Genomic DNA, 21,402 nt, shown 5'->3' with positions numbered 1-21,402 from the left:
ATGTATTGTACGTGAACCGAACTTTGGTACCAAATTGATAATGCCGCTGAGGCCCGAGCCTCAGGTAAAAGAACCTGAAACTCGGGTGGTCGCGAACTCGGACGCGACCTTGGCCGGGGGGAGGCCAAAACTGGAGTCACCACAGACTCAATCCCAACCACAGCCGCCTGGCCGCTGCCGTGGTTGAGTTGCGAGTCTAAGTCGTGGTCGTTCGAACTTCCACGTAATAGGCGCACAGGCCTCTACGCCTATTACGTGGAAACTCCTTGGTAAAACGGGAATGGTGTCTGCAAGCTCGCAATCCGCCTAATACTCTAGTTGGAATTACAAAGCGCTGCGGAGACTTGCAAACGACCGAACCGTTACAGCTTATAAGCCACCTCCCTCCTTGTTGTATGAGAGCGATAAACCCTCTTCGTGGTGCCGACCGCCTCATCTCTTTGCGATCTGTTTGAAGCATAGCGGATATATAACTTTCTGTCAATACTTTTCAACATTTTAACGATTTCTTATCTGTTAACAGCTTACATAATGCTTATAAAAGTGCCTAATATTGTTAACACTTTATAAAACAATCGATTAATAAACGCAAACAAAAAGCCCGCCGGTGGCGGGTGGTTGAATTTAAAGTGTTGAGGTGGAGCACCTCGGCCGAGTTGCCGAGGTGCCCGCACCGAAGCGGAGTGCTCATGTGCCGTGGAGACTCAAGGCCTACTCTTACGACAGCGTGTCGAGCCTGTTACCGCAAGTTTGCAACTAAAGTCGCAAATGCCGCCGGGTTGGCGGCTAGGTACTTATAACGCCCACTGGGCGCGTATGTGCCGTCGGGGCCTAGGCGCCGCCGACGGCGCAGGGCATGTGCTCCCCCGGCTGCGGCGTGAACGGAAGGCCATCGATGTGGCTGATCACGATTAACCGCCTCCTTTCCTTGTGTCGAGGTTGACGGTCGTTCTGAATTATAGCATAAGTAGCTTAAACTGTCAATCTATTTTAACACTATTTTGAGCTGCAGTTATCCCAGGCCAACTCAAAAATCTGTCGCAACGCCGCTACGATCTCAGGACTTTCAATAATAATTCCAACCGTATCGCTTGGGTTGTCCGGATAGCTTTGCATTACGGCCATCCCCTCATAAAACATCACATCGGCAGCCACCGGCTTATCGAGCTTTTTGGTTTCTCGCAGTAGCTTAGGATCACTTGGAATCTCACCGCTCGAAGAATAAAACAGGCGTGAACCAATATTTTTCTTCAACCGGGCGCCAGGAGTGGTCTTTATCTCACTTGGGACCAATCGCATAATTTCGTCATAGTTAGCAAATGCATACAGCGTAGAGTTTGGCTTGGTTTTCTTGAGCATTTGGAGGTTAATATTGGTTAAAGCTTCTTGCCCCTTATAGAACCGAACAACCGGGGCACCAGAAGCAGAATTACCACGGGCCGACATCTCTAAATCAGGCAGAATACGCTTCAGCTCCTGCTTACGCTCTTCAATCTCTTGCTGCTGGCGTGCAAACAAGGCCTCTAGCGCTTCGGGTGGCTCAGCCACAAAAACCGTTTTGTTTTTTTCTTGGGACTGGCTAATTAAGCCATAATCCGCCAGCTGATCTAAAATCACATAAGCCGTCGCGCGGTTAACATCGGCATGACTAGCAATCTTTTGAACCGAGGAGGGACCTAAAAACAAAGCGGCAACGTAAACCCGAGCCTCCTTGTCGGCCAGCCCTAGAGATTGAAGTTTTGCTGCTAAATCGGTGATTTGCATGGATCTATAATAGCATTGTTGTCAGAAATTTTCAACACTTTTTATGTTAAATAAAAACTTCTTCTCCGTCCCCACAAGGCGCAGGGACGGAGATTAACTGAACACTTTTTGCTACCTACTCCTAGCATTACGGCAAAGGGTTGGTTGACCAATACCTAGCGATTGCCAGCTCAGCGTCGCGATCACGCAGCGTTGCAATTCGGTATGCAGCCGCCACCACACGACACATGTCGACCGGTCCACCGGGGCCAATCAGGGTAGGAATCTCCGCCGCGAACATTCCTAGCGGGTCAGCGAAGGGAGCCGCCGGGGCAACCAAGATTATTGGCTGCCACACTTTAAGGCTTGTGGTGACGGCTCGCGGAAGATCAAAGTCGCTGGCGACCACCACCACGAAGATTTTTACGCCGTTCTCCATCGCTTGGCGCAACTGCTCCGAAAATCTCTCCCAGTTTTGACCAAGGGTGCTCTCCAGGTCTCTATCCAGCACCAGGAAGTCTAGCCTTGGGCGGGGCGGCTGCTCATCTTCGAGCGTAAGCCAGTGGTTTGAGATTTGCTCAAACACTTCCAGCATGCCCGAACGCTCAACAAGTGGCTGATCATCCTCGGTCGAAACCACGGCAACACCAGGGAATAGTGGCATTTTAACTCCTTAGAGTCGGTGTAGATGTGCATCCCTTAAGACCCCTACATACTACCACGCCAATTAACTGTAGTAAGTCAGGGGTGTCTGGCTATACGCTCACGTCGCGCTTGTTAAAGCGCCAGGCTGCAATCGCGGTAGACAGTATAATTGTCACGCCAAAAGCCAGGTAGGTTTCTTTTGAGATATGACCGGTCGCTAAAACCTCTTGAGTGTTGAAGTAGTAAAACAGCGAGTAGTATTTAAGCCAATCAACACTGGTTTCGATCAATGACACAATGTAGGCCAAGTAGGTTGCCAGTAGCACCACCCCAACCACCGCATAAACCTGTGCCTTTTCGCTGACCCATGACGAAACCATCAAAGCCACACTGTACACCACCCACATAAACAGGGTGGTTATGATCCAGGCCGGGAATAAAATGTTTAAGTGTGTGGGAATATTGTAAGCAGCGGCCAGCGGAATCACCCCGAATACCGAAACTCCCGTAAATATAATAATGGTGGCTAAACCAGCCGCATATTTGGCTGCAAAGATTCGCCAGCGCTCTAGCGGCAAAGCCAAGAGTAGGCCCATCGTTCCCGACTGAACCTCACCCGCTATTTGATTACCAGCCCGCGACAGGGCCAACACAATTGCTATCAAAGGCCAAAGCAGGCTAAAGTGCTTGGCGTTTAGGTACACCTCAACCGTGTTTAGAGTAAGGTTGCCCAGGCCAACCGCCTCCAAAAAGGCTTTGGGGTAGGTCTTAACCAGCTCCTGCAGTTGAGCGGAGCTATTTTTTGACGATTCATAAGTGGCCACGTACAGCCATAGCATCAACAAAGAGCCGAGGCAGTAGGCTAGCAGCGACCACTTGCGATCTCTTAACTCACGCCAAACAATTTGCTTCATTAGTAGTACTCCATAAACACGTCTTCTAGATTAGCGTGACTAACCTCTAGCGCCGAAATGTTGTACTTGGTTAAGGCCGCTAGCACCGGATCAATCTTGCCGCGGACCTTTAGGCTGATGGTATTTTTATCTCCCCCAATCACCTCAACATCTTTTAGCTCAAAATCTTTAGGGTTGATGGTTTTGGTCGTCGTCGCTTGCACAATATGAACGCGAAGCTGCAAAATATCCTTCATTGCCTCGGCCGCCACAATCTTGCCCTCGCGGATAACCGCTACGCTATCGCATAGCTGCTGCACCTCCGACAGATTGTGCGACGACAAGAACACGGTCCCGCCACCTGCAGCAAAATCACGCAACAACTCATAAAGTTGGTTTTGCAGCAGCGGGTCAAGCCCCCTGGTTGGTTCGTCCATAATAAGCAGCTTGGGGTCACCCAAAAAGGCCAAGATAACTGCCAGCTTTTGCTTGTTACCAGATGATAGGTGGCGCACCTTGGGCTTGGTATCCAGCCCGAACTGCTGCACCAACTCATCGGCCCGCCCGCGGCCCTTAATGCTACTTAAGAAGTCGATGTGGGTTTGAGCACTCCAATTATCGTGCAGCTGCATATCCGATGATGGGTAGCCAATTGAACGTTTAACCTGCGCGCTATCGGCTTGGGCATCCTGGCCCAAAAGAGTAATCTGACCACTGGTGGTATTAATGTAATCCATCATGCAGCGAATCAAGGTGGTCTTACCCGCCCCATTGGGACCCAGAAAACCAAAAATCTTGCCGGTCGGTACCGACAGCGATACGTTATCTAAAGCCTTTTTTGCGCCAAAGGCCTTGGTAACTTTTGCGACTTTAATTGCATCGGCCATACCTACATCATACCAAATTTGGCTTTATTTAAGGTAATTCGACCGGCTATAGTTCCGAAATACTCTTAAAGCTATCCTTCATGGCATCACGGAAGGAATTGAGAGTCTGCTGGTCCTGACTGCTTAGCTGACAACCGGTGCGCTGCGCCTCGACCTCATTAAATACGTAATATTTATTACCAACTCGTTTCGCCCCAACCGAGTTGTTGGGCTGGCTTTCGGTAGCCGCCGTCTGCGAATCAAACACGTAGATATCCTGCTTAAACGTGCCCTTGGTGCTAGAGTCATCAATACATCCAATCGCCTTAATCTGATCGTTGGTTAAACTCAGGGTGGTGCTATTAGACCCATAACCGTCGCTTAAACTGTAGCTGAGCTGGTTAATCTTGGTTGAATTAACCGGGATTTTGATCCCCAAATCCTGCACCTTAAGGTAAGTTACCGCCGACCGGCTGCTTGATCCGCTGCTTTGCGCCGACGAACTAGTACTGGTTGAGTCTGATTGATTGTTGAGCATTAAATATGCCAATACTCCTAGCGCTGCAAGCACTATAAGTACAATTACTACTCCCGCTACCCTCATTCTGCTCATGCTTATTAGTATAGCAAACCGCTACTCGGTGGTAGTTCCCTCAAACTCCTCTTCGCTGGCTTCGGCCTCTTCACGCGTAGCTCTGACAATTCCATCTTTGTGGTGAGGCGGTGAATACAGTGTATATAGTTTGAGTGGCTCCGAGCTCGAGGTGTTAACAACGTTATGCTCAGCGCCAGCCGGCACTACCACCGCGCTTCCATCCCCAACCTCATACTCATTACCATCAACCACTACCCTGCCACTGCCCTGCTCAAACCGCAGAAACTGATCGTTGTCGGCATGAGTTTCGGTACCGATCTCACCGTTTGGAGGTAGGCTCATTAGTACCAGCTGGGTGTGCTTACCGGTGTACAACACCCGCCGAAAATCGGTATTCTTTACCGTTTGATCCTCAAGGTTACCAAAAAATCCTTTCATGTCGCCTCCGGTTTACTTAACTTTATAATAGTCCTCGCCAGGCAAAGAGGCTAGGTGGTAGCAAAAATAATTACTTTCCCCCTCGCTGACGATGAATACAGCCAACCCAGCAGCACGGGCGGCGCTTGCCTTGCACCAGCTCCTGCGGCACGCGCACAATGTGCTCACGCCTGGTCTTCTCTTGCTTGGGTGTGATTACCCAACAAATCCATTCGTTACGCGCCAGCGGGGTGATGTCCTCCCACTGCTCAAGCGCATCCGGGTTGGCCAAAAGAGCCTTTTTTAGGTCGTCCGGCAGCTTGTGAACCACGCCTTCGGAAATTTGTTTAGTCATCGTCTTCATGCCTTTATTTTACACCAAACGCAAAGCGTCCTGCCGGGCCTTTTAGTGTATGATGTGGTTATGAATCAAGACATCCAAAGCTACAACCAAGCTCAAACCGGTGAAAACCAGGTGATATGTGAGCTTCTGGCCAAAGAGATCAACTTGAATCTCCCGGAAGCGGAGAGTAAAAAATGGCATGGCTCACCGGTTTGGTTTTTAGATGGCAACCCGGTTGCTGGATACAGTGTGCTAAAAGACTGCGTGCGGCTGCTGTTTTGGAGCGGACAGTCGTTTAGTGAACCAAAGCTCCAAAATGAGGGTAGCTTTAAGGCCGCCGAAATTCGCTACACCAGCGCCGGTCAAATAGACGCCGACGACCTTAAACGCTGGATTGAGAAATCGAAAAATATCCAGTGGGATTATAAAAACATTGTTAAAAAACGTGGCGTGTTGGACCGACTAAAATAAGAGCTGTACATGGCAGATAAAACACCTTCTCAGCAAATCGACGACATTATTAAGTTATATGGCGGCTGGAAAGGCGAAACATTATCTCAAATTCGATCCGCTATCAAGCAAGCTGACCCCGATGTGGTTGAAGCGGTAAAGTGGCGCATGGCCACCCGTCCGGAAGGGCTACCGGTTTGGTATCACGACGGCATAGTCTGCCTAACTGAGACCTTTAAAAACGACATTAAGTTGGTCTTTACTAAGGGTGTAAACCTCAGCGACCCAAAGAAGTTATTTAATGCTCGCTTAATGAGTAAAACCGACCGCGCCATCGAGCTTCACGAAGGCGACCCCGTTGATCAGGATGGAATAAAGGCACTTTTTCAACAAGCCGTAGAGCTGAACGTAAACAAAGAGAGCAATAAGCGCTAGATTAAAGCTTTCCGTCTAAGTACTTGCCCGCCATGCTGAGGGCGAAAGAAGGCAGAATAATAAACACCGTAATCATTAGCAGTCGCATTAAAATAAGGTTGGGCTGAGCGTTATCATCCTGATTTGGTCCCGAAACCAGCGCCAACAAAACTCCAATAGCCCCAAAGGCAATTGAAGAGTAAATAAATATACGCGTGGCTATTTTTTGCATGCCTCCATCATACCAAATGCAGATCACCTACATTTCTGGATTTGGCAAAAGCTCGTAGACATCCACCGAAAACTTGCCGGTTTTATCCGACAAGAATGGATGATCCCTGACCATATCTTTGGCGTTGTCTAGGCTTTCAGCTTCAATAACCGAGTAGCCATTCAGCTGTTCTGCCTCTGCCTCGGAACCATCATCCAAGAGTGCAACACTATTACACGGTTCCATGGGCTGCCCCACATCAACCAGGTTTTTGCCTACGCGCTCCATCCACTCGCCCCATGCCCGCATAACTTCCTTGGCTTTGCCTGGGTCCATCTTGCCTGCCGGGGTAGCTGGACCCCGATAGAGTAGTATAAATTTTTTCATTTTAGCCCTCCCGATTATTTCAGCAACATTCTGCGCCAAAGGATGCGCATATGCAATAGGCTATAAGCTAAATGGCCCCACTAAAAGCCTATTCCCACTCTATAGTGCCGGGGGGTTTGCTGGTAATATCAAGAGCCACTCTATTTACCTGTTCGACTTCGTTAGTTATGCGCGTAGATATGCGCTCGAGTACCTCATAGGGCAAGCGCGACCAATCAGCCGTCATGGCGTCCTCGCTACTTACCGGGCGTAGAACAATTGGATGGCCATAGGTACGGCCATCGCCCTGCACCCCTACTGTACGGACATCCGCCAATAAGACTACCGGGAACTGCCATACCTCTTGATTCAAATCTGCCTTATCTAGTTCGTCTCGAGCAATAGCATCGGCCTCCCGTAGAATTTTTAGGCGCTCGGCGGTAACTGCGCCAACAATACGAACCGCTAAGCCGGGCCCCGGGAACGGATGGCGCTGAACGATGACGTCGGGCAAACCGAGCTTGCTGCCAACCGCCCTAACCTCGTCCTTAAAGAGGGATCGCAGTGGCTCAACCAACTTGAATGTAAGATCGTCCGGCAACCCACCTACGTTATGATGACTTTTAATACTAGCGGTTCCGGTGCCGCCGCCAGACTCCACCACATCAGGGTAAAGCGTGCCTTGCACCAAAAACTCAATATCCTCACCATGCCGCTCTTCACTCATTACCTCTCGGGCGGTCTGCTCAAAGACGCGAATAAACTCCCGCCCAATAATCTTGCGTTTGATTTCTGGGTCCGACACGTCCTTAAGTGCTTCAAGAAAACGCTTTTCGGCATCTACAACCTTGAGTTTAATGCCGGTCGCTTGCACATAATCTTTGGCAACCTGCTCTCGCTCCCCTTTACGCAGTAATCCGTGATCAACAAACACACAGGTTAGCTGATCCCCTACGGCTTTGTGAACTAAAGCGGCAGCAACGGCCGAGTCCACCCCTCCAGACAAACCGCACAGTACCTGTTTACTGCCAATCGTCTGTCTGAGCCGTTCTACCGTTTCATCAATGATGTTAGCAGTGGTCCAATTGGGCTTGAGACCGGCACCTTTGTATAAAAAGTTCTCTAAGGTAGTTTGTCCGGCCTCGGTATGGAGCACCTCTGGGTGCCACTGCACCCCAAACAGTTGCTTTCGCGGGTGCTCGAATGCCGCAATCTTCGCCCCTGGTGACGACGCTGTTACCGTAAATTCTTTTGGTGCAGTCTGAACGGCATCGCGGTGCGACATCCATACATTAGGTTTTGCCGGTGTGTTTAAAAAGAGTACCGAATCTGCCTGTGCTGTGGCCTGTGTCCGTCCAAACTCCGCTAAATCGGTTTGGGCCACCGTGCCGCCAAGCGCCTGCGTCATAGCTTGAAACCCATAACATATGCCAAGAACCGGAATGCCGGCTTCAAACAGCTTTTTGTCTATCTTGGGGGCATTTTTGGCATACACACTCGCGGGCCCGCCGGAAAGAATAATGGCTGCTGGGTGCTTTTGCAGCATTTCCGCCAGAGGCATAGTATGCGGCACGATTTCACTATATATGTTCGCTTCACGCACTCGTCGGGCTATCAGTTGGGAGTATTGTGCGCCAAAGTCTGCCACTAATACCGGCTTAGCTGTAGTTAATGCACCCTTCATTTATTAAGTATAGCAAAATGCAGAGCGCCCCGCCGGAGCGGGGGCTCTAGCGAGGCGCGAAGGCTTAGTTACGAGTAAGCCAATGATCACATCAAAATACAAATAGACTGACGCTGCCGGCGCCGGTTTCTTTTTGGGCAATCTCGCGCCCGCCCACTTTTACAAAATGGTTTTTGACGTGCTCACTTGCCGACCAGGTCACACTAACCGGAATAGCCCCAAGCTGCCTTACCGCATGTAGACGGCGCTCTAATAGCAGAGACCAAATACCCCTACCCATTCTGGCTGGATCAACAAAAGCGCCACCCAGCTCAATAAAGCTGTTTTCTTGAGCTTGAGTCGCCAGGCGCCATTCACTTATGTGCTCAGGGTTTGCATGTTCAATGAGCCCATGCCCAACAATCTCATTACCCTCTGTCGCTACATACCTGATAATTGCATTTCGCGCATACAAATAATTACTCAGCTCTTCGGGCGGAATAAAATTAGGGTCGGGTATGTGAGTTGCCACTTGCGAGCGTTTATACAAATCAACTATCGCGCGCCGGTCTTTTGGGGTTGCCTCACGAACTTCCATATACGCATACTATCAGTCCTGAGCGATGCAGGTGTAATAATTAACAGCTCAGGGTCGTGGGGGATGTTAGAACTTTACTTTCTCAAATAATTCGTAATTAATTCAATATCTTTCACGTCCTTGGGCCTGCCGTTACGTTGCTTCCAGGCAAGCACGGTTTCTAACTTCACATATTGTAGGCCATCAATTATCTCGGCGGAACCAATAATTTCCTCTAGGTCCCATTCTCCCGGACCCCATGTGCGCCACAGCTCAATGTTGTGACCATCCCACTCTAAATACTCATCGCTATCATCCATGGGTTTGGTTACCCATTCAGGCTTACCTTTATATTCATCCCAAACGCTTTGCTTAACGACTATATCAATATCATGACTGGCCTCGCGGATGCCGCGAACAATAATGGGCGCGCTACCAAACAGAGCGTAGCTACCGGTAGGCAGGTTGAGCGATTTTACATCAGTAATGAGTTGGTTGAACATAGTGTGTTCGATTATACCAAATGCAGAGCGCCCCGCCGGAGCGGGGGCTCTAGCGAGGCGCGAAAAGTCACTTTACTTCAGTAGCAACATTTATCAGCGAGCACCCCGAGCGATGACCTCGCCAAACACCCTTTCTTCGCCACCTCTTCAGCCGACCTCCGCACTCTTTGCAGCGGTTGCAGAAGCGGCAATGCTTGATCGCTTGTCCGGCATAGCTCTCCTCCGGAGGGCGATAGCTAGGACCCTGCCCCATCCAGGCAAAGCACCTCATTGTTCCCTGCTGATGGTGATAGGGCCCGGGATGATCCGGCGGCAGAGTGCAGACGAAGGTCATCGATTCTTGGTGACGAGGGTGAATGGCGCCACAGATTGAGCGCTTCAGCGTCTTTTCCCAAAACGCCCTGTCGCCCTGCGTAGCATACTGCATAACACCTCATTTGGAGTTGAAATACAAATCTGCCTTTTTGTGCTCTCACTTCGACGATACTATATCATATTTTGGTAATAATTCCTGACTCCGGGCGGTGGAGGAAGTTAGAACTTTAGTTTGCTAAAATCAACTTCCGCAATTTTACTGATCAAGTCCTGAGGGCCAACCCAGCTAATGCTCAATGTTGCCATCTCGGGCAGGTAAGTATGTTTAACATTTTGGTGCGTCGCGACAACCACGGGAATGCCCTTTGCAAGACAATATCCTACCTCCATTAATAAGCCTTCACTCTTGCTATCAGAGGATTGTATTACAAACAAGAAATCCGACTCATTAATAACTGCGAACGCATGACTCATAATTTCCTTTGCGCCCATTGATTTAGCCTGAAATACTGTCTCATCAAAAAAAGTAGCGTATGCGCTAACCCCAGCTTGATCAAACGCACTTCGAACCGACCCCAATAATTTCTCTAGAGCAGCTGGATCTTCCCCTGTATGCCGATACGCAATAAATGTCTTCATATTTAACTATCATACCAAATGCAGAGCGCCCCGCCGGAGCGGGGGCTCTAGCGAGGCGCGATGTGTGACTCAGTGAACGGGACGGGGACCACGCAGGAATCCGGCGGTGCAATCCGTTGAACTCAATCCCCCCTGGCGGGTACCGGAGGTTCGGTGATAGCGATAGGTCCTATTCGATAGGCGATCAATGAACATCATGCTCACTGCCCATCTGACTGCCCCATCCAAAAGCGGGAGGTCGTAGTGACGATTATGTCGCCGCTCAATCTCCTCAACCAGCCCCTCAAATGTCAATGCACCAGGATAGTGCTCACGACAGATCTCGCAGCTGTCCGTGAGGAGATAAAAGGCCGGCGCATCGTCAGGCAGCAGGTCATCCTCATCGCGAGCCGCCCGTAACACCTTGTAGAAAACCTGGCGGCGAAGCTCCCAGTCCTCACAGGCACTGCAGGAGCCGCAGCCATCAGCCTCGCATAAAGGCGAGTTCTCCAGGGAGAGCAAGTAGTTGCTTAACTCTCTCAGCAACGGCCGAACATCATCTGGGTTGCTAGTTGTAGCCAGCCGGTTGGACTGCAGTAAGGCCTGGTGGGCCCCGGCATACCGCTGCCGTTCATTCTGGGTAAGCGAGCGACTGTAACTCTTGAGCGCGATGGGCGTAGAAATCCGCGAACAGGCTTGAATCGAGACAAGGAAGGTAATGATCTCCTGCCCAACCAAGCCCCGTTGGAGCAAAAAATTATTAAAAAGCATCTGAAGCCTTTGGTCGAAGAACAAAAAAGAACGGACACACCGCTCTGATTTCATCAATATAATACCATATTTATGTACTTAAGTCTATGGCTCCGGGCGGTGGAGGATGTTAGAACTTTACTCAGAAATGACACGAGCCCCACGAGGGAGCTCGGTGTCTCCTTCATGAGGCTCTTGGGATAGACGCTAAACGAGCGCCTGCGCGAGCTCGCCTGTGGAAACGAGCACCAAGTCGTTCGTGGCGCCAGGCCAGGAGGGGAAAAAGATGCTCGTGGTGTCCTCTCCGGGAACGACTCTGCCCGTCTTGCAAATCGACTTATCACCGACTCGCTTGCGGAGCGACCGGGGCAGAACTGCCTTGGCGGCAGTCACCTTGCTGCCCCCACAGACGTCTTCGATCTGCTTGGCGGTCAGGATGATGGTCTTGTCAGGCGCCTCGACACCGAAGTGACCGGTGAGCTTGACCCGACCGTTCCAGGCGCGGCGGACCGTCAACCCCTTGGAATTGTTGCGAGGTGCAAGTTTGATGTCCGACATTTATAACCTCCAGAGGATGGTATTCATATCTGTTCGGAAACAACTTTTGCGATACTATATCATATTAATATATAAAAGTCTATAATTCCTGGCTCCGCGGACAGGACTCGAACCTGTAACCCTTTGATTAACAGTCAAATGCTCTACCATTGAGCTACCGCGGACTATTGAGTACCAGCCGATTATACGATCTGGGGGCCATCTGGTCAACCGATCAAACCAGGCGTATAGTAAGGGCATTATGGTGGAAAAACAGCTACTCCACACCATTCTGTCGCGAATCAAGGTTCATGCGCTGACGATTCGCTACTGGGACGGCACAACCGTAACCTACGGAGCCGGCCGCGCCAAGGTGACGCTAACCATTGCTTCGCCCAAGGTGATTCGAGCTTTGGCCAAAAATTTGTCGCTGGGTTTTGGCGAAGCCTACATGAGTGGCGACATTAAGCTCAAAGGTCGGTTTCAAGATCTTATCCAGGTGTTGTGCGACAACCAAAAACTGTTTAGTAAAATGCGTTTAAGCCAGTTAGCCCACCTGCCGCAGCTCAATCATAAAGGCGCCCAAAAGCGGCAGATCCAGCATCACTATGACGTCGGTAACGATTTTTATAAGCTGTGGTTAGATCGGGAGGTGATGGCCTACAGCTGTGCCTACTACAAGAGTTCCGATGATTCTTTAGAGACGGCCCAACGCCAAAAAATTAATCATATTTTACGTAAGCTGCAGCTGGATAAGGGTATGTCGCTGCTGGATATTGGCTCCGGCTGGGGCAATTTATTGATTGCCGCCGCAAAGGAGTATGGGGTGAGCGGTCTTGGCATAACTCTGAGCCAAGAGCAGTTAAAGCACAGTCAGGCAGCGGCCAAACGGGCCGGGGTTGATAAGCTGGTTCGGTTTGAGCTGGCCAACTACCAGGATCTACCGGCGCGGGGCGAAAAGTTTGATCGCATTGTGAGTGTTGGGATGTACGAGCATGTCGGCAAAGGCAACCACGGCACCTACATGAAGGCGGTTCAGGATATGCTGGTTGATGGCGGCGTGTCGCTACTGCATACCATTAGCGGCGATGAACTAAAGGGTGGCACCGATCCCTGGATGGATCGCTACATTTTTCCGGGCGGTTACGTGCCAGCCATTAACGAGGTGGTTCGCGATTTAGCTAAGTACGATTTTTACCTCACCGACTACGAAAGCTTGCGCCTGCATTACGCCATGACCCTGGACGAATGGCTGCGGCGCTTTGAGGCCAATAAGACTAAGGTAGTCAAAATGTTTGACCAACGCTTTTACCGCATGTGGCAGATGTATCTTGGAGTTTGCGCCGGTAACTTTAGGTATGGCGGCTTGGACCTGTCGCAGTTTGTGTTTACCAAGGGCGTCAACAATGGCCTGCCACTTACCCGCGAGTTTTTGTACAACTCTAGTACTCAAAACCGCAAAAAGACCCGTTAACCGGGCCTCCTGCAATCGTGTTCCTTACCACATATGTTTGTTTTAAGCGTGTTGCTTCGAGTTTTCTTTGGTTGGCGGTAGCCGTGGCGTGCTGGTCAGCTCCACCTGCTGAATCCCGCGCCGCTTTGGCTCAATCACGTCGAAGCTGTACGAAAACAGATACTTACGATAGCTTCGTCGTAATGCACGTTTGTTGATATTCATATTGTCCCCCTTTGTTTTTATCTTTCCGGACCGCTAAAAAGCTAGTATTTGCGAATCACCCCAATACAGACACCTTGGATTTTTATTGGCGTATCTTTTGGCACAATAATTGGGTCGTAAGCATCGTTGGCTGGCTGCAATCGGATGTGGTTTTTTTCCTTGTAGTAGCGCTTAAGAGTGGCCTCTTCGCCATTTACTAGCGCTACCACCATCTCGCCCTGCGATGGAGTATCTTTTTCTTGAATTACCACGTAGTCGCCTTCAAAGATACCCTCATTAATCATTGAGTCTCCCTTTACCTGTAACACGTAACTGTTACGGGTCCCAACCATAAACGGTGGCACCTCCAGCGTCTCGGCGTGGCCGGTCATGGCTTGAATTGGCTGGCCGGCCGCAATCATACCCATGATTGGCAAACCAACCGCGTGCTCGTCATCAAAGTCCTCTTCGTCAACCAGCTGCAATGAGCGGGCCGAGTTATCACTTTTGCGCAGCAGACCCTTGGACACCAAGGTATCAACGTGATCGGCCACGGTCGCTACCGAACCCAGATTAAAAGCCTCGGCAATCTCACGATAGCTTGGCGCGTAGCCGTGCAGCTCGATGTACTGCGAAACGTAATCTAAAACTTCTTTTTGTCGCTTGGTTAGTGGCTCGCCCATGGCCCCTCCTTATTGCTTTGTTCGTTTTTAGTATGGCGAACAAAAAGCGAAAGGTCAAGCCTAAAATTGTTTTGGTTACAAGCGCTTAGTTAAACTGCTTGCTCTCCACCACCGTAAAGTCCTTACTCGACTTGTAGTAGGTGTGGACGGTGTCGGTCTTGGTGACGTTACCGTTTAAATCTAAAACATCACGATAAAACACGGTGTGCGATGGCTGGGTCGCGTCCATGCTGCCGCTTATAAATTCCGGACCGCGAATTCGCCCGCTCTTTACCTTGGTGCCGTACAGATCAAACTTGAGCGTGGTGCCCTGCATGTTGGTTTGAATCAAAATGTAGCCGGGGGTATCGTTCTTAAACTTAAGATCAACCGCCGGGTAATAAACCGTCGCATCCACACCCGGTACACCATAGGGTTGAGTGTAAAACTCATTGATGGCAAAGGCGTGGTTGGTACGCTGCACGATTGGTAAACCAGCCGTCAGGGCCGCTCGGTACAGCGTGCTTGAGACCTGGCATAAACCGCCACCGTACTGTTTTTCTTCTTTAGTGCCAATAATAACCAATGACGGCTTATAACCCTGAGCCGGCCCCACATCACCCAGCTGCGCCCCAAACGAAAAGGTTTGACCTGGCTTAATAAGCACGTTTTGATACCGACGCGTCCCAACCGCCACATTGGTGATGCGATCACGCGATGATCCGGGGAAGTAGCTAACCCCCTCGCCAATCAACTCCTTAATGCCCAGCTGGTCCAAGTTGCCCTCGTACACCGCTGGCTTTGCCACCTTGGTTGCCAGCGCCAAGGTCTGACCGGTAGTGCCCTGATTAAGCGCCGTGATGATCTGCTGAGTCGCCTTGGCCACATCAAGCTGTAACCCGTCTCGACTCGGTGAGGCCACCACCACCTTGCCATCCTGAATAGTTAACCCGGCATCTTGCGGCTCGGTGTTAACCGACTTAGCCAAGCTCTGCGCAAACGACTCCACTCGACCTGGATCAAGGTGGCTATCGGCCACCTCTTCGGTTGGCAGTCGGTAAAAGCCCATTAGGTTACCGGTGGCCATATCGGTAGCATAACTTTGTGCCGTAACGCTCAGCCAGCCCAAAATGGTCGACTGGTCGACGGTTCGGCTGGTTGAGCCGGCGGTGACCGTTAGCGGAGCGCTGGTCAACTTAGTGGCTTGCTGCTGAGCGGCCGCCAAGGTGTCTTCGTCGATGGTAGCCTCAACCAAATAAGTTGGCGCGGTTAACAACCCGTCCTGGCTACGACCCAAGTATTGACCCACCTCTCGGGCCAGCAGACCAATATCTAGGCGCCGTCCTGGCTGCGAGGGGCTAACCACAACCTGCCCGCCATCAAAGCTAAGGGCAGCATTGGCGACCGGTTTATTAACGTCTTCATCCACCTGTAACGCAAATGGGGTTAAGGCCGAACTATCGTAACTGTAGGCGGTTACCATGGTAGGGCGATTCACCAAACTGCGCGCCCGGGCGTGGAACTGCTCACCGGGCGAACCGGTCCGACCATAACTATATGCAAACTCCGCCGCATTACCGGCCAGCTGCGGCTTGAGAGCGCTAATTGGAATGCGCAAGGTGGTTTTGTTGTACTGCACCAGCAGCTCCTTGGTTTGGTACTGCGCCAGCTCCTGCTCGAGCAACTTTTGGGCGGCCGGCTTGGTTAGTCCGCCCACATTAACGCCATTCACCTTAACACCGGGGAGAATTCGGTTGCTATAAAAACCAAACGACACCACAAAGCTCAATACGATAACCGCCAAAGCACCGCCTAAGCCAATTTTAATTGCGCGAGAATCTATCATTGCTGCCTTTATATACCTCTTTAGTATAACGTAGCTGAGAATAATTGTCTGAGTGGTTGAGCCACGCCGCAGTGCTGCTATACTAGGTTCTGATATGAAGATGCTGATTACTGGAGGCGCCGGGTTTATTGGGGGAAACTTTGTGCACTACACCCTCAAACATCACCCCAGCTATAAACTGACCGTTTTAGATGCCATGACCTACGCTGGTAATCCAAAAACACTTGATCCGATTCGTGATCAAATTGAGTTTGTTAAGGGAGAAATTCAGGACGCCGAGCTCGTCGATAAGCTGGTCGCCGACACCGACGTGGTGGTTCACTTTGCCGCTGAATCACACAACGACAACTCACTGGCTGGGCCTTGGCCATTTGTCGAAACCAACATCGTTGGCACTTACCATATTTTAGAAGCGGTGCGAAAACACCAAAAACGCCTGCACCACATTAGTACCGACGAGGTTTACGGTGACCTCGAGCTCGACGACCCAAACAAGTTTAAAGAGACAACTCCCTATAACCCTTCTAGCCCCTACTCCTCAACTAAGGCCGGTAGCGACATGCTGGTAAGAGCCTGGGTTCGCTCATTTGGGATTCATGCCACTATCAGCAACTGCTCCAACAACTACGGCCCTCGCCAGCACGTCGAAAAGTTTATTCCCCGACAAATTACCAACATCTTAACCGGAGAACGACCCAAGCTGTATGGCGCCGGCCAAAACGTACGCGACTGGATTCACGTCGACGATCATAACAGCGCGGTGCATGCCATCATCGATAACGGCACCAGTGGTGAAACCTACATGATTGGCGCCAATGGTGAAAAAAACAATAAAGAGGTGCTCGAATTAATACTGACCGATATGGGTCAGCCGGCCGACGCCTACGATCAAGTTAAGGACCGAGCTGGTCACGACCTGCGCTACGCCATCGATGCCACCAAGCTGCGCACTGAGCTAGGCTGGGAGCCTCAGTACACCACCTTTGAAGATGGCCTCAAACAGACCATCAAATGGTACGAAGAAAATCGCGATTGGTGGGAGCCACAAAAGGCGGCCACCGAAGCCAAGTATAAAAAATTAGGACATTCATGAATCAAGAACTAAAGATTCATGAAACCGCCATACCGGGCTTGCTCGAAATCGATCTGCCGGTGCATGGTGACAACCGGGGCTGGTTTAAAGAAAATTTTCAACAGGCCAAGCTTCAAGCTCTCGGCTTCCCGACTGAATTTGAGGTTATCCAAAACAATATTTCATTCAACAACGAAAAGGGTGTTACCCGCGGCATTCACGCTGAGCCCTGGGACAAGTATATCTCCATGGCCTATGGCACAGTCTTTGGTGTATGGGTAGATTTGCGCGAGGGCGATAACTTTGGCACGGTCGTTAGTTTTAAGTTAAGCCCCAAAAAAGCGGTGTTTGTGCCAAAAGGTGTTGGCAACGCCTACCAGACGCTGGAGCCGAACACCGCCTACACCTATTTAGTGAACGCGCACTGGTCACCCGATGCTAAATACACCTTTGTAAATCTGTTTGACCCAGAGCTTACTATTAACTGGCCAATTGCCCAAAAATCAGCCATCTTGAGCGACAAAGACAAACAACATCCCCTACTTAAAAACGTAACTCCGTTTAAGGTTTAGCGCGTGAAAGTTTTGGTTACCGGTGCTAATGGGCAGGTGGGGCGAGCAATCCAAGAACTGTTGCCCGAAGGCATATTTACCGACTCCAGCCAGCTTGATATTACCGACTCTTCTGCCGTACAAAACTTTGATTGGAGCAATGTTCAAGCCATTATCAATGCGGCGGCCTACACCAATGTTGATGGCGCCGAAGCCGACAAGGAAACCGCCAAAAAAGTTAATGCCGATGGGGTTGCCAATTTGGCGGCGGCGGCCACCAAGCACTCGGTTCCGCTCGTCCACATCTCTACCGACTACGTGTTTGACGGCACCGCCACCACTCCTTACGAGACCACTGCACCCCTCAATCCACAAAGCGTCTACGGTGCCACCAAAGCCGCCGGCGAACAAGCTGCCGCCCGGGCACCACAGCACTACATTGTTCGGACCAGCTGGGTCTACGGCGATGGCAATAACTTTGTTCGCACCATGTTAAGGCTGGGGAAAGATCGTGACCACCTCACCGTAGTTGACGACCAGCATGGACGACCAACCAATGCCAGCGACCTGGCTCGTGCCCTAGTGCAACTCCTCAAAACTAAGGCTCCGTACGGGGTCTATCACGCCACCAATGATGGCCCAGTCATTTCGTGGGCCGAATTTGCCACCGAAATTTTTCGCCAGACCAACCTTGACTGCGCTGTTCACCCCATTTCAACCGCCGAGTATACCAAGGGCAAAACCGGTATCGCCCCGCGCCCAGCCTACAGCGCGCTATCGCTTAAAGCTCTTGAAGAGGTTGGCATAAGCATGCCAGACTGGAGGAGTTCACTTTCCAACTACATTCAGCAGGAGACCCAATCATGAAAGGAATCATTTTAGCTGGCGGATCCGGCACCCGACTTTACCCCATCACCAAGGGCATCAGTAAACAGATCATGCCAATCTTTGACAAGCCAATGATCTACTACCCTCTCACCACCCTAATGCAAGCCGGCATTCGTGAAATTCTAATCATCACCACGCCGCATGACCAAGCCCAGTTTAAAAACCTACTTGGCGACGGTTCACAGTGGGGCTGCAGTTTTGAGTATGTGGTTCAGCTTTCACCCGACGGCCTGGCTCAAGCCTTTATTTTAGGGGAGGAGTTTATTGGCGACGACAAGGTGGCTCTCATTTTGGGCGACAACATCTTTTACGGTCATGGCTTTGGGGACAGTTTACGCGACAACACCGATCCCGATGGCGGCGTGGTGTTTGCCTACCACGTAGCCGACCCCGAACGCTACGGCGTGGTTGAGTTTGACGACAATATGAAAGCTATCTCGATCGAAGAAAAACCCAAGCAGCCCAAGTCTGACTACGCCGTGGTCGGTCTCTACTTTTACGACAATGATGTGGTTGAGATCGCCAAAAACGTTAAGCCAAGCGAACGCGGTGAGCTTGAAATCACCACCGTCAACCAAGAATACCTCAGTCGCAAAAAGCTACAGGTAGCGGTCATGGATCGTGGTACCGCCTGGCTCGACACCGGCACCTTCGATTCAATGATGCAAGCCGCCGACTTTGTGCGCGTAATCCAGCAGCGCCAAGGGTTACAAGTCGGGTCGCCCGAAGAAACCGCTTGGCACCAGGGCTGGATTAATGACAACCAGCTGCGCGAACTGGGCGAAGGTCTTAAAAAGAGCGGCTACGGCCAGTACTTACTGAGCTTGCTTAAAGGCTAAGCCTTAGCTTTTGCCTTACCGGAAGCCACCTTTTTAGTTTTGGCTGGCTTTTTAGTAGCCTTATTTGGCTCCAAGTTACCTGATTCGTAGTACTCGGTCTCTGACCCAATCTTTTCAATATCGTAGCGCTTACCATCAATGATGCACTTGGCCGCCAAAATGCCCATCTCGAGCGAATGGTCCTGATTGTTGTAACGGAAGCGGCCAGGGCGACCAATGTACAGCAAGTTCTTAAAGCCATCCATATACTTTTTAAGTTCGCCCAGGTACTCCTTGTAGTGAATATCGTAAACCGGGTAGACGTTGCGTTGGCGCATCACGTAGTACTTGCGCACATCTTTGCGCGTAAAGAACTTGATCTTCTCAAAGTAGTCGATGGTCAGATCGTAAAGCTCCTCTTCCTTCATATTCCAAATATCATCACCCTCGAAGCAAAAGAACTCCACAAACATTGAGGTCTTACCTTTTGGCGACATCTTGGTGCTAAAGTTTCGCATCTCACTAATACGAGCAATTGGCGTTTCTTTACTCGGGAAGTAGATCCATTGATCCGGTGAAATTGATTCTTTGTCCAGAGTTAAGAAGATGTAAACCTGGCTACGATAGCGCAGCTTCTGGTTAAGCTCCTCAACCTTCTTGGGCATCTTTGGTGCCAGCATTGGCAAAAAGTCTTTCATTGGTACCGACTCAACTAAGTTGGTGCACTCAATGGCGTACTCGCCCTCAGGCCCCTTCACGATCACCTGGGTGATCTTTGAACCTTTGTGTTCAATCTTAACCGGCTGGGTCTTGAGCAACACTTTGTAGCCCTGCTCGGTAATGCGTCGGACAATAGTGTCGTAGATCAACCCGGTACCGGTATCAGGGTAGTAAAAGGTATCAATCAGGGTTTTGGGTTTATCGGCATTCGAACCAAACTTAAAGGTTTGTTGCAAGGTGTCCTTCATTAAAGCGCCGAGGCTCAGCCCCTTAATGCGCTGGCCGGCCCAGTCGGAATGAATTGTCTTAGCTGGAATCCCCCAAATCTTTTCGGTGTAGTTAATCATGTTAAAGTTACCAAGGGTTTTGCCGAAGTTAGCCACGGTGTATTCATAAAAGTTGGTTGGCTTTTTGCCAAATACGCCGTACTGCAGTTTTGCCAAGGCGTAGTCAAAACCAATTCGAGCCGACTTAACCGGGCCTAAATTACCCAAGGCCTGCTTGGCGTTAACCGGATAATCGTAGAATTTGCCGTCAATGTGCTGGCGAGTCTGACGGTTAACCTGAATCCAGTTTTCATCGATTAAGTCTTCAATAAAATCATATAGATACTGGTTTTTGGAGAAGAAGCGGTGCGGACCATTATCGGTCAAAAAGACATCCTTACCTTCTTTAAAGGTGTACGTTTTAGCCAGACCGCCAACGCGATCATCCTTTTCGATCACGATAAAGTCTTTGCCCGCCCGCGATAGTTCCATCGCGGCAGCGAGGCCGGCGGGGCCGGCTCCAATAATCAGAGTTTCGGTCTTAATGGTTTTCAAATCTCTCCTTTCACTGAAAGTGGCTCAACCTTAGTTGCGTCGTTGAGCCCACCCAATCTAACTTGTTTGTTAATAAATACCACATACTTATATAAAAAGAAATTCCACAAAGTAGTGATAATTAGAGCGCTAACTTTACCCACCATATAGCCGAGATGAAGGTCTTTTGCCAACGCAATCATGGCTAGGCCTACCAAATAGTTTAGAAGTATGACCAACGAGTAAACTATTACTTGCTGGGGGGTGTTGCTTCTTGCGCCAAAGCTCCATAGCTTGTTTAGGGTGAAGTTTACAACCAGCGAAGTAACAAATGACACCGTGGCTGCAATGTAAACTTCAACCTGAAAAAAGCTTACCAGAATATACAGCAACCCAACATCAACCCCTACCGTTAATGCGCCCGCCACTACATAGCGAATAAAGCTTATATGCTTTTTAATTAAGCGTTTTAAATTCACTTA

General features: G+C 50.3%; 24 protein-coding genes, 1 tRNA gene and 1 pseudogene. 6 read left to right on the top strand and 20 right to left on the bottom strand.

What is annotated here, in order from left to right:
- Positions 1-996 precede the first annotated feature (996 nt).
- The 7 genes from EPO04_03495 to EPO04_03465 all read right to left on the bottom strand — a co-directional run bounded on the left by EPO04_03495 (position 997) and on the right by EPO04_03465 (position 5,514).
- Positions 997-1,764 carry a hypothetical protein gene (locus EPO04_03495; GenBank protein ID TAK89137.1) on the bottom strand — a complete coding sequence of 256 codons (768 nt, stop codon included), beginning with the start codon at positions 1,762-1,764 and terminating at the stop codon, positions 997-999.
- Positions 1,765-1,891: 127 nt separating this feature from the next.
- A complete protein-coding gene (locus tag EPO04_03490) occupies positions 1,892-2,407 on the bottom strand; it encodes a hypothetical protein (GenBank protein ID TAK89136.1) in 516 nt (171 codons plus the stop codon).
- 91 nt (positions 2,408-2,498) lie between these two features.
- A complete protein-coding gene (locus tag EPO04_03485) occupies positions 2,499-3,302 on the bottom strand; it encodes a hypothetical protein (protein TAK89135.1) in 804 nt (267 codons plus the stop codon).
- On the bottom strand, positions 3,302-4,168 hold the full coding sequence (locus EPO04_03480; protein TAK89134.1) for an ABC transporter ATP-binding protein: 867 nt from the start codon (positions 4,166-4,168) through the stop codon (positions 3,302-3,304). The genes EPO04_03485 and EPO04_03480 overlap by 1 nt, the downstream gene beginning before the upstream one ends.
- A gap of 46 nt (positions 4,169-4,214) precedes the next feature.
- A complete protein-coding gene (locus EPO04_03475; GenBank protein ID TAK89133.1) occupies positions 4,215-4,760 on the bottom strand; it encodes a hypothetical protein in 546 nt (181 codons plus the stop codon).
- A 21-nt stretch (positions 4,761-4,781) separates the two neighbouring features.
- Complete coding sequence (locus tag EPO04_03470; GenBank protein ID TAK89132.1) at positions 4,782-5,180, bottom strand: cupin domain-containing protein; 399 nt, start codon at positions 5,178-5,180, stop codon at positions 4,782-4,784.
- A gap of 70 nt (positions 5,181-5,250) precedes the next feature.
- On the bottom strand, positions 5,251-5,514 hold the full coding sequence (locus tag EPO04_03465; GenBank protein TAK89293.1) for a hypothetical protein: 264 nt from the start codon (positions 5,512-5,514) through the stop codon (positions 5,251-5,253).
- Positions 5,515-5,583: 69 nt separating this feature from the next.
- On the opposite strand from EPO04_03465, the gene EPO04_03460 reads away from it, so the two are divergent.
- Both EPO04_03460 and EPO04_03455 read left to right on the top strand, forming a co-directional pair.
- The gene (locus tag EPO04_03460) at positions 5,584-5,973 is read left to right on the top strand and encodes a DUF1801 domain-containing protein (protein TAK89131.1); all 390 of its coding nucleotides are present in this window, start codon (positions 5,584-5,586) and stop codon (positions 5,971-5,973) included.
- A 9-nt stretch (positions 5,974-5,982) separates the two neighbouring features.
- On the top strand, positions 5,983-6,387 hold the full coding sequence (locus tag EPO04_03455; protein TAK89130.1) for a DUF1801 domain-containing protein: 405 nt from the start codon (positions 5,983-5,985) through the stop codon (positions 6,385-6,387).
- 1 nt (position 6,388) lies between these two features.
- Here EPO04_03455 and EPO04_03450 read toward each other — a convergent pair whose 3' ends face one another.
- The 9 genes from EPO04_03450 to EPO04_03410 all read right to left on the bottom strand — a co-directional run bounded on the left by EPO04_03450 (position 6,389) and on the right by EPO04_03410 (position 12,091).
- Positions 6,389-6,598, bottom strand: coding sequence for a hypothetical protein (locus EPO04_03450; GenBank protein ID TAK89129.1), 210 nt, complete (start codon positions 6,596-6,598; stop codon positions 6,389-6,391).
- A 27-nt stretch (positions 6,599-6,625) separates the two neighbouring features.
- Entirely contained in the window at positions 6,626-6,964 is a 339-nt protein-coding gene (locus EPO04_03445) for a hypothetical protein (GenBank protein TAK89128.1), read from the bottom strand.
- A gap of 88 nt (positions 6,965-7,052) precedes the next feature.
- Positions 7,053-8,627: a glutamine-hydrolyzing GMP synthase gene (locus EPO04_03440; GenBank protein ID TAK89127.1), complete on the bottom strand. Its 1,575-nt coding sequence runs from the start codon at positions 8,625-8,627 to the stop codon at positions 7,053-7,055.
- 91 nt (positions 8,628-8,718) lie between these two features.
- On the bottom strand, positions 8,719-9,204 hold the full coding sequence (locus EPO04_03435) for a GNAT family N-acetyltransferase (GenBank protein TAK89126.1): 486 nt from the start codon (positions 9,202-9,204) through the stop codon (positions 8,719-8,721).
- A gap of 74 nt (positions 9,205-9,278) precedes the next feature.
- On the bottom strand, positions 9,279-9,686 hold the full coding sequence (locus EPO04_03430) for a hypothetical protein (protein ID TAK89125.1): 408 nt from the start codon (positions 9,684-9,686) through the stop codon (positions 9,279-9,281).
- A gap of 534 nt (positions 9,687-10,220) precedes the next feature.
- Positions 10,221-10,640, bottom strand: coding sequence for a hypothetical protein (locus tag EPO04_03425; GenBank protein TAK89124.1), 420 nt, complete (start codon positions 10,638-10,640; stop codon positions 10,221-10,223).
- Between the two features lie 69 nt (positions 10,641-10,709).
- Positions 10,710-11,390, bottom strand: coding sequence for a hypothetical protein (locus tag EPO04_03420; GenBank protein TAK89123.1), 681 nt, complete (start codon positions 11,388-11,390; stop codon positions 10,710-10,712).
- Positions 11,391-11,576: 186 nt separating this feature from the next.
- A complete protein-coding gene (locus EPO04_03415) occupies positions 11,577-11,927 on the bottom strand; it encodes a hypothetical protein (GenBank protein ID TAK89122.1) in 351 nt (116 codons plus the stop codon).
- A gap of 89 nt (positions 11,928-12,016) precedes the next feature.
- Positions 12,017-12,091: transfer RNA gene (locus EPO04_03410), tRNA-Asn, on the bottom strand.
- Positions 12,092-12,168: 77 nt separating this feature from the next.
- On the opposite strand from EPO04_03410, the gene EPO04_03405 reads away from it, so the two are divergent.
- Positions 12,169-13,380 carry a class I SAM-dependent methyltransferase gene (locus EPO04_03405; GenBank protein ID TAK89121.1) on the top strand — a complete coding sequence of 404 codons (1,212 nt, stop codon included), beginning with the start codon at positions 12,169-12,171 and terminating at the stop codon, positions 13,378-13,380.
- A gap of 245 nt (positions 13,381-13,625) precedes the next feature.
- Here the strand turns inward: EPO04_03405 and lexA are convergent, their stop codons facing one another.
- Complete coding sequence (lexA, locus tag EPO04_03400) at positions 13,626-14,246, bottom strand: transcriptional repressor LexA (protein ID TAK89120.1); 621 nt, start codon at positions 14,244-14,246, stop codon at positions 13,626-13,628.
- A gap of 85 nt (positions 14,247-14,331) precedes the next feature.
- A complete protein-coding gene (locus EPO04_03395; GenBank protein TAK89119.1) occupies positions 14,332-16,071 on the bottom strand; it encodes a hypothetical protein in 1,740 nt (579 codons plus the stop codon).
- 94 nt (positions 16,072-16,165) lie between these two features.
- Here EPO04_03395 and rfbB point away from each other — a divergent pair, with 94 nt between their 5' ends.
- The 3 genes and pseudogenes from rfbB (at position 16,166) to rfbA (ending at position 19,421) form a co-directional block, all read left to right on the top strand.
- The gene (gene rfbB, locus EPO04_03390; protein ID TAK89118.1) at positions 16,166-17,164 is read left to right on the top strand and encodes a dTDP-glucose 4,6-dehydratase; all 999 of its coding nucleotides are present in this window, start codon (positions 16,166-16,168) and stop codon (positions 17,162-17,164) included.
- Positions 17,161-18,561 (top strand): annotated as a pseudogene (gene rfbD / locus EPO04_03385) (dTDP-4-dehydrorhamnose reductase). The gene rfbB and the pseudogene rfbD overlap by 4 nt, the downstream one beginning before the upstream one ends.
- Positions 18,558-19,421: a glucose-1-phosphate thymidylyltransferase gene (rfbA, locus tag EPO04_03380; GenBank protein TAK89117.1), complete on the top strand. Its 864-nt coding sequence runs from the start codon at positions 18,558-18,560 to the stop codon at positions 19,419-19,421. Before rfbD ends, rfbA begins: the two are co-directional and overlap by 4 nt.
- Here rfbA and EPO04_03375 read toward each other — a convergent pair.
- Both EPO04_03375 and EPO04_03370 read right to left on the bottom strand, forming a co-directional pair.
- Entirely contained in the window at positions 19,418-20,941 is a 1,524-nt protein-coding gene (locus EPO04_03375) for an FAD-binding protein (GenBank protein ID TAK89116.1), read from the bottom strand. The two genes, rfbA and EPO04_03375, sit on opposite strands and share 4 nt — an antisense overlap.
- Positions 20,938-21,399, bottom strand: coding sequence for a GtrA family protein (locus EPO04_03370; GenBank protein TAK89115.1), 462 nt, complete (start codon positions 21,397-21,399; stop codon positions 20,938-20,940). The genes EPO04_03375 and EPO04_03370 overlap by 4 nt, the downstream gene beginning before the upstream one ends.
- Positions 21,400-21,402 lie beyond the last annotated feature (3 nt).

The sequence above is a fragment of the Patescibacteria group bacterium genome, from assembly GCA_004297735.1.
Classification (GTDB): Bacteria; Patescibacteriota; Saccharimonadia; order UBA4664; family SCTI01; genus SCTI01.
Note: the sequence above shows the minus strand (reverse complement) of the source record. Positions and strands in the feature narration are given on the sequence as shown.

Bases quoted from the DNA above. Each gene is read 5' to 3' on its own strand.
- EPO04_03425 (TAK89124.1), bottom strand. From the start codon at position 10,640: ATGAAGACATTTATTGCGTATCGGCATACAGGGGAAGATCCAGCTGCT.
- EPO04_03460 (TAK89131.1), top strand. From the start codon at position 5,584: ATGAATCAAGACATCCAAAGCTACAACCAAGCTCAAACCGGTGAAAAC.
- EPO04_03465 (TAK89293.1), bottom strand. From the start codon at position 5,514: ATGACTAAACAAATTTCCGAAGGCGTGGTTCACAAGCTGCCGGACGAC.
- EPO04_03475 (TAK89133.1), bottom strand. From the start codon at position 4,760: ATGAGCAGAATGAGGGTAGCGGGAGTAGTAATTGTACTTATAGTGCTT.
- EPO04_03450 (TAK89129.1), bottom strand. From the start codon at position 6,598: ATGCAAAAAATAGCCACGCGTATATTTATTTACTCTTCAATTGCCTTT.
- rfbA (TAK89117.1), top strand. From the start codon at position 18,558: ATGAAAGGAATCATTTTAGCTGGCGGATCCGGCACCCGACTTTACCCC.
- EPO04_03435 (TAK89126.1), bottom strand. From the start codon at position 9,204: ATGGAAGTTCGTGAGGCAACCCCAAAAGACCGGCGCGCGATAGTTGAT.
- EPO04_03440 (TAK89127.1), bottom strand. From the start codon at position 8,627: ATGAAGGGTGCATTAACTACAGCTAAGCCGGTATTAGTGGCAGACTTT.
- EPO04_03455 (TAK89130.1), top strand. From the start codon at position 5,983: ATGGCAGATAAAACACCTTCTCAGCAAATCGACGACATTATTAAGTTA.
- rfbB (TAK89118.1), top strand. From the start codon at position 16,166: ATGAAGATGCTGATTACTGGAGGCGCCGGGTTTATTGGGGGAAACTTT.
- EPO04_03415 (TAK89122.1), bottom strand. From the start codon at position 11,927: ATGTCGGACATCAAACTTGCACCTCGCAACAATTCCAAGGGGTTGACG.
- EPO04_03470 (TAK89132.1), bottom strand. From the start codon at position 5,180: ATGAAAGGATTTTTTGGTAACCTTGAGGATCAAACGGTAAAGAATACC.
- lexA (TAK89120.1), bottom strand. From the start codon at position 14,246: ATGGGCGAGCCACTAACCAAGCGACAAAAAGAAGTTTTAGATTACGTT.
- EPO04_03420 (TAK89123.1), bottom strand. From the start codon at position 11,390: ATGCTTTTTAATAATTTTTTGCTCCAACGGGGCTTGGTTGGGCAGGAG.
- EPO04_03430 (TAK89125.1), bottom strand. From the start codon at position 9,686: ATGTTCAACCAACTCATTACTGATGTAAAATCGCTCAACCTGCCTACC.
- EPO04_03485 (TAK89135.1), bottom strand. From the start codon at position 3,302: ATGAAGCAAATTGTTTGGCGTGAGTTAAGAGATCGCAAGTGGTCGCTG.
- EPO04_03445 (TAK89128.1), bottom strand. From the start codon at position 6,964: ATGAAAAAATTTATACTACTCTATCGGGGTCCAGCTACCCCGGCAGGC.
- EPO04_03495 (TAK89137.1), bottom strand. From the start codon at position 1,764: ATGCAAATCACCGATTTAGCAGCAAAACTTCAATCTCTAGGGCTGGCC.
- EPO04_03395 (TAK89119.1), bottom strand. From the start codon at position 16,071: ATGATAGATTCTCGCGCAATTAAAATTGGCTTAGGCGGTGCTTTGGCG.
- EPO04_03405 (TAK89121.1), top strand. From the start codon at position 12,169: ATGGTGGAAAAACAGCTACTCCACACCATTCTGTCGCGAATCAAGGTT.
- EPO04_03480 (TAK89134.1), bottom strand. From the start codon at position 4,168: ATGGCCGATGCAATTAAAGTCGCAAAAGTTACCAAGGCCTTTGGCGCA.
- EPO04_03490 (TAK89136.1), bottom strand. From the start codon at position 2,407: ATGCCACTATTCCCTGGTGTTGCCGTGGTTTCGACCGAGGATGATCAG.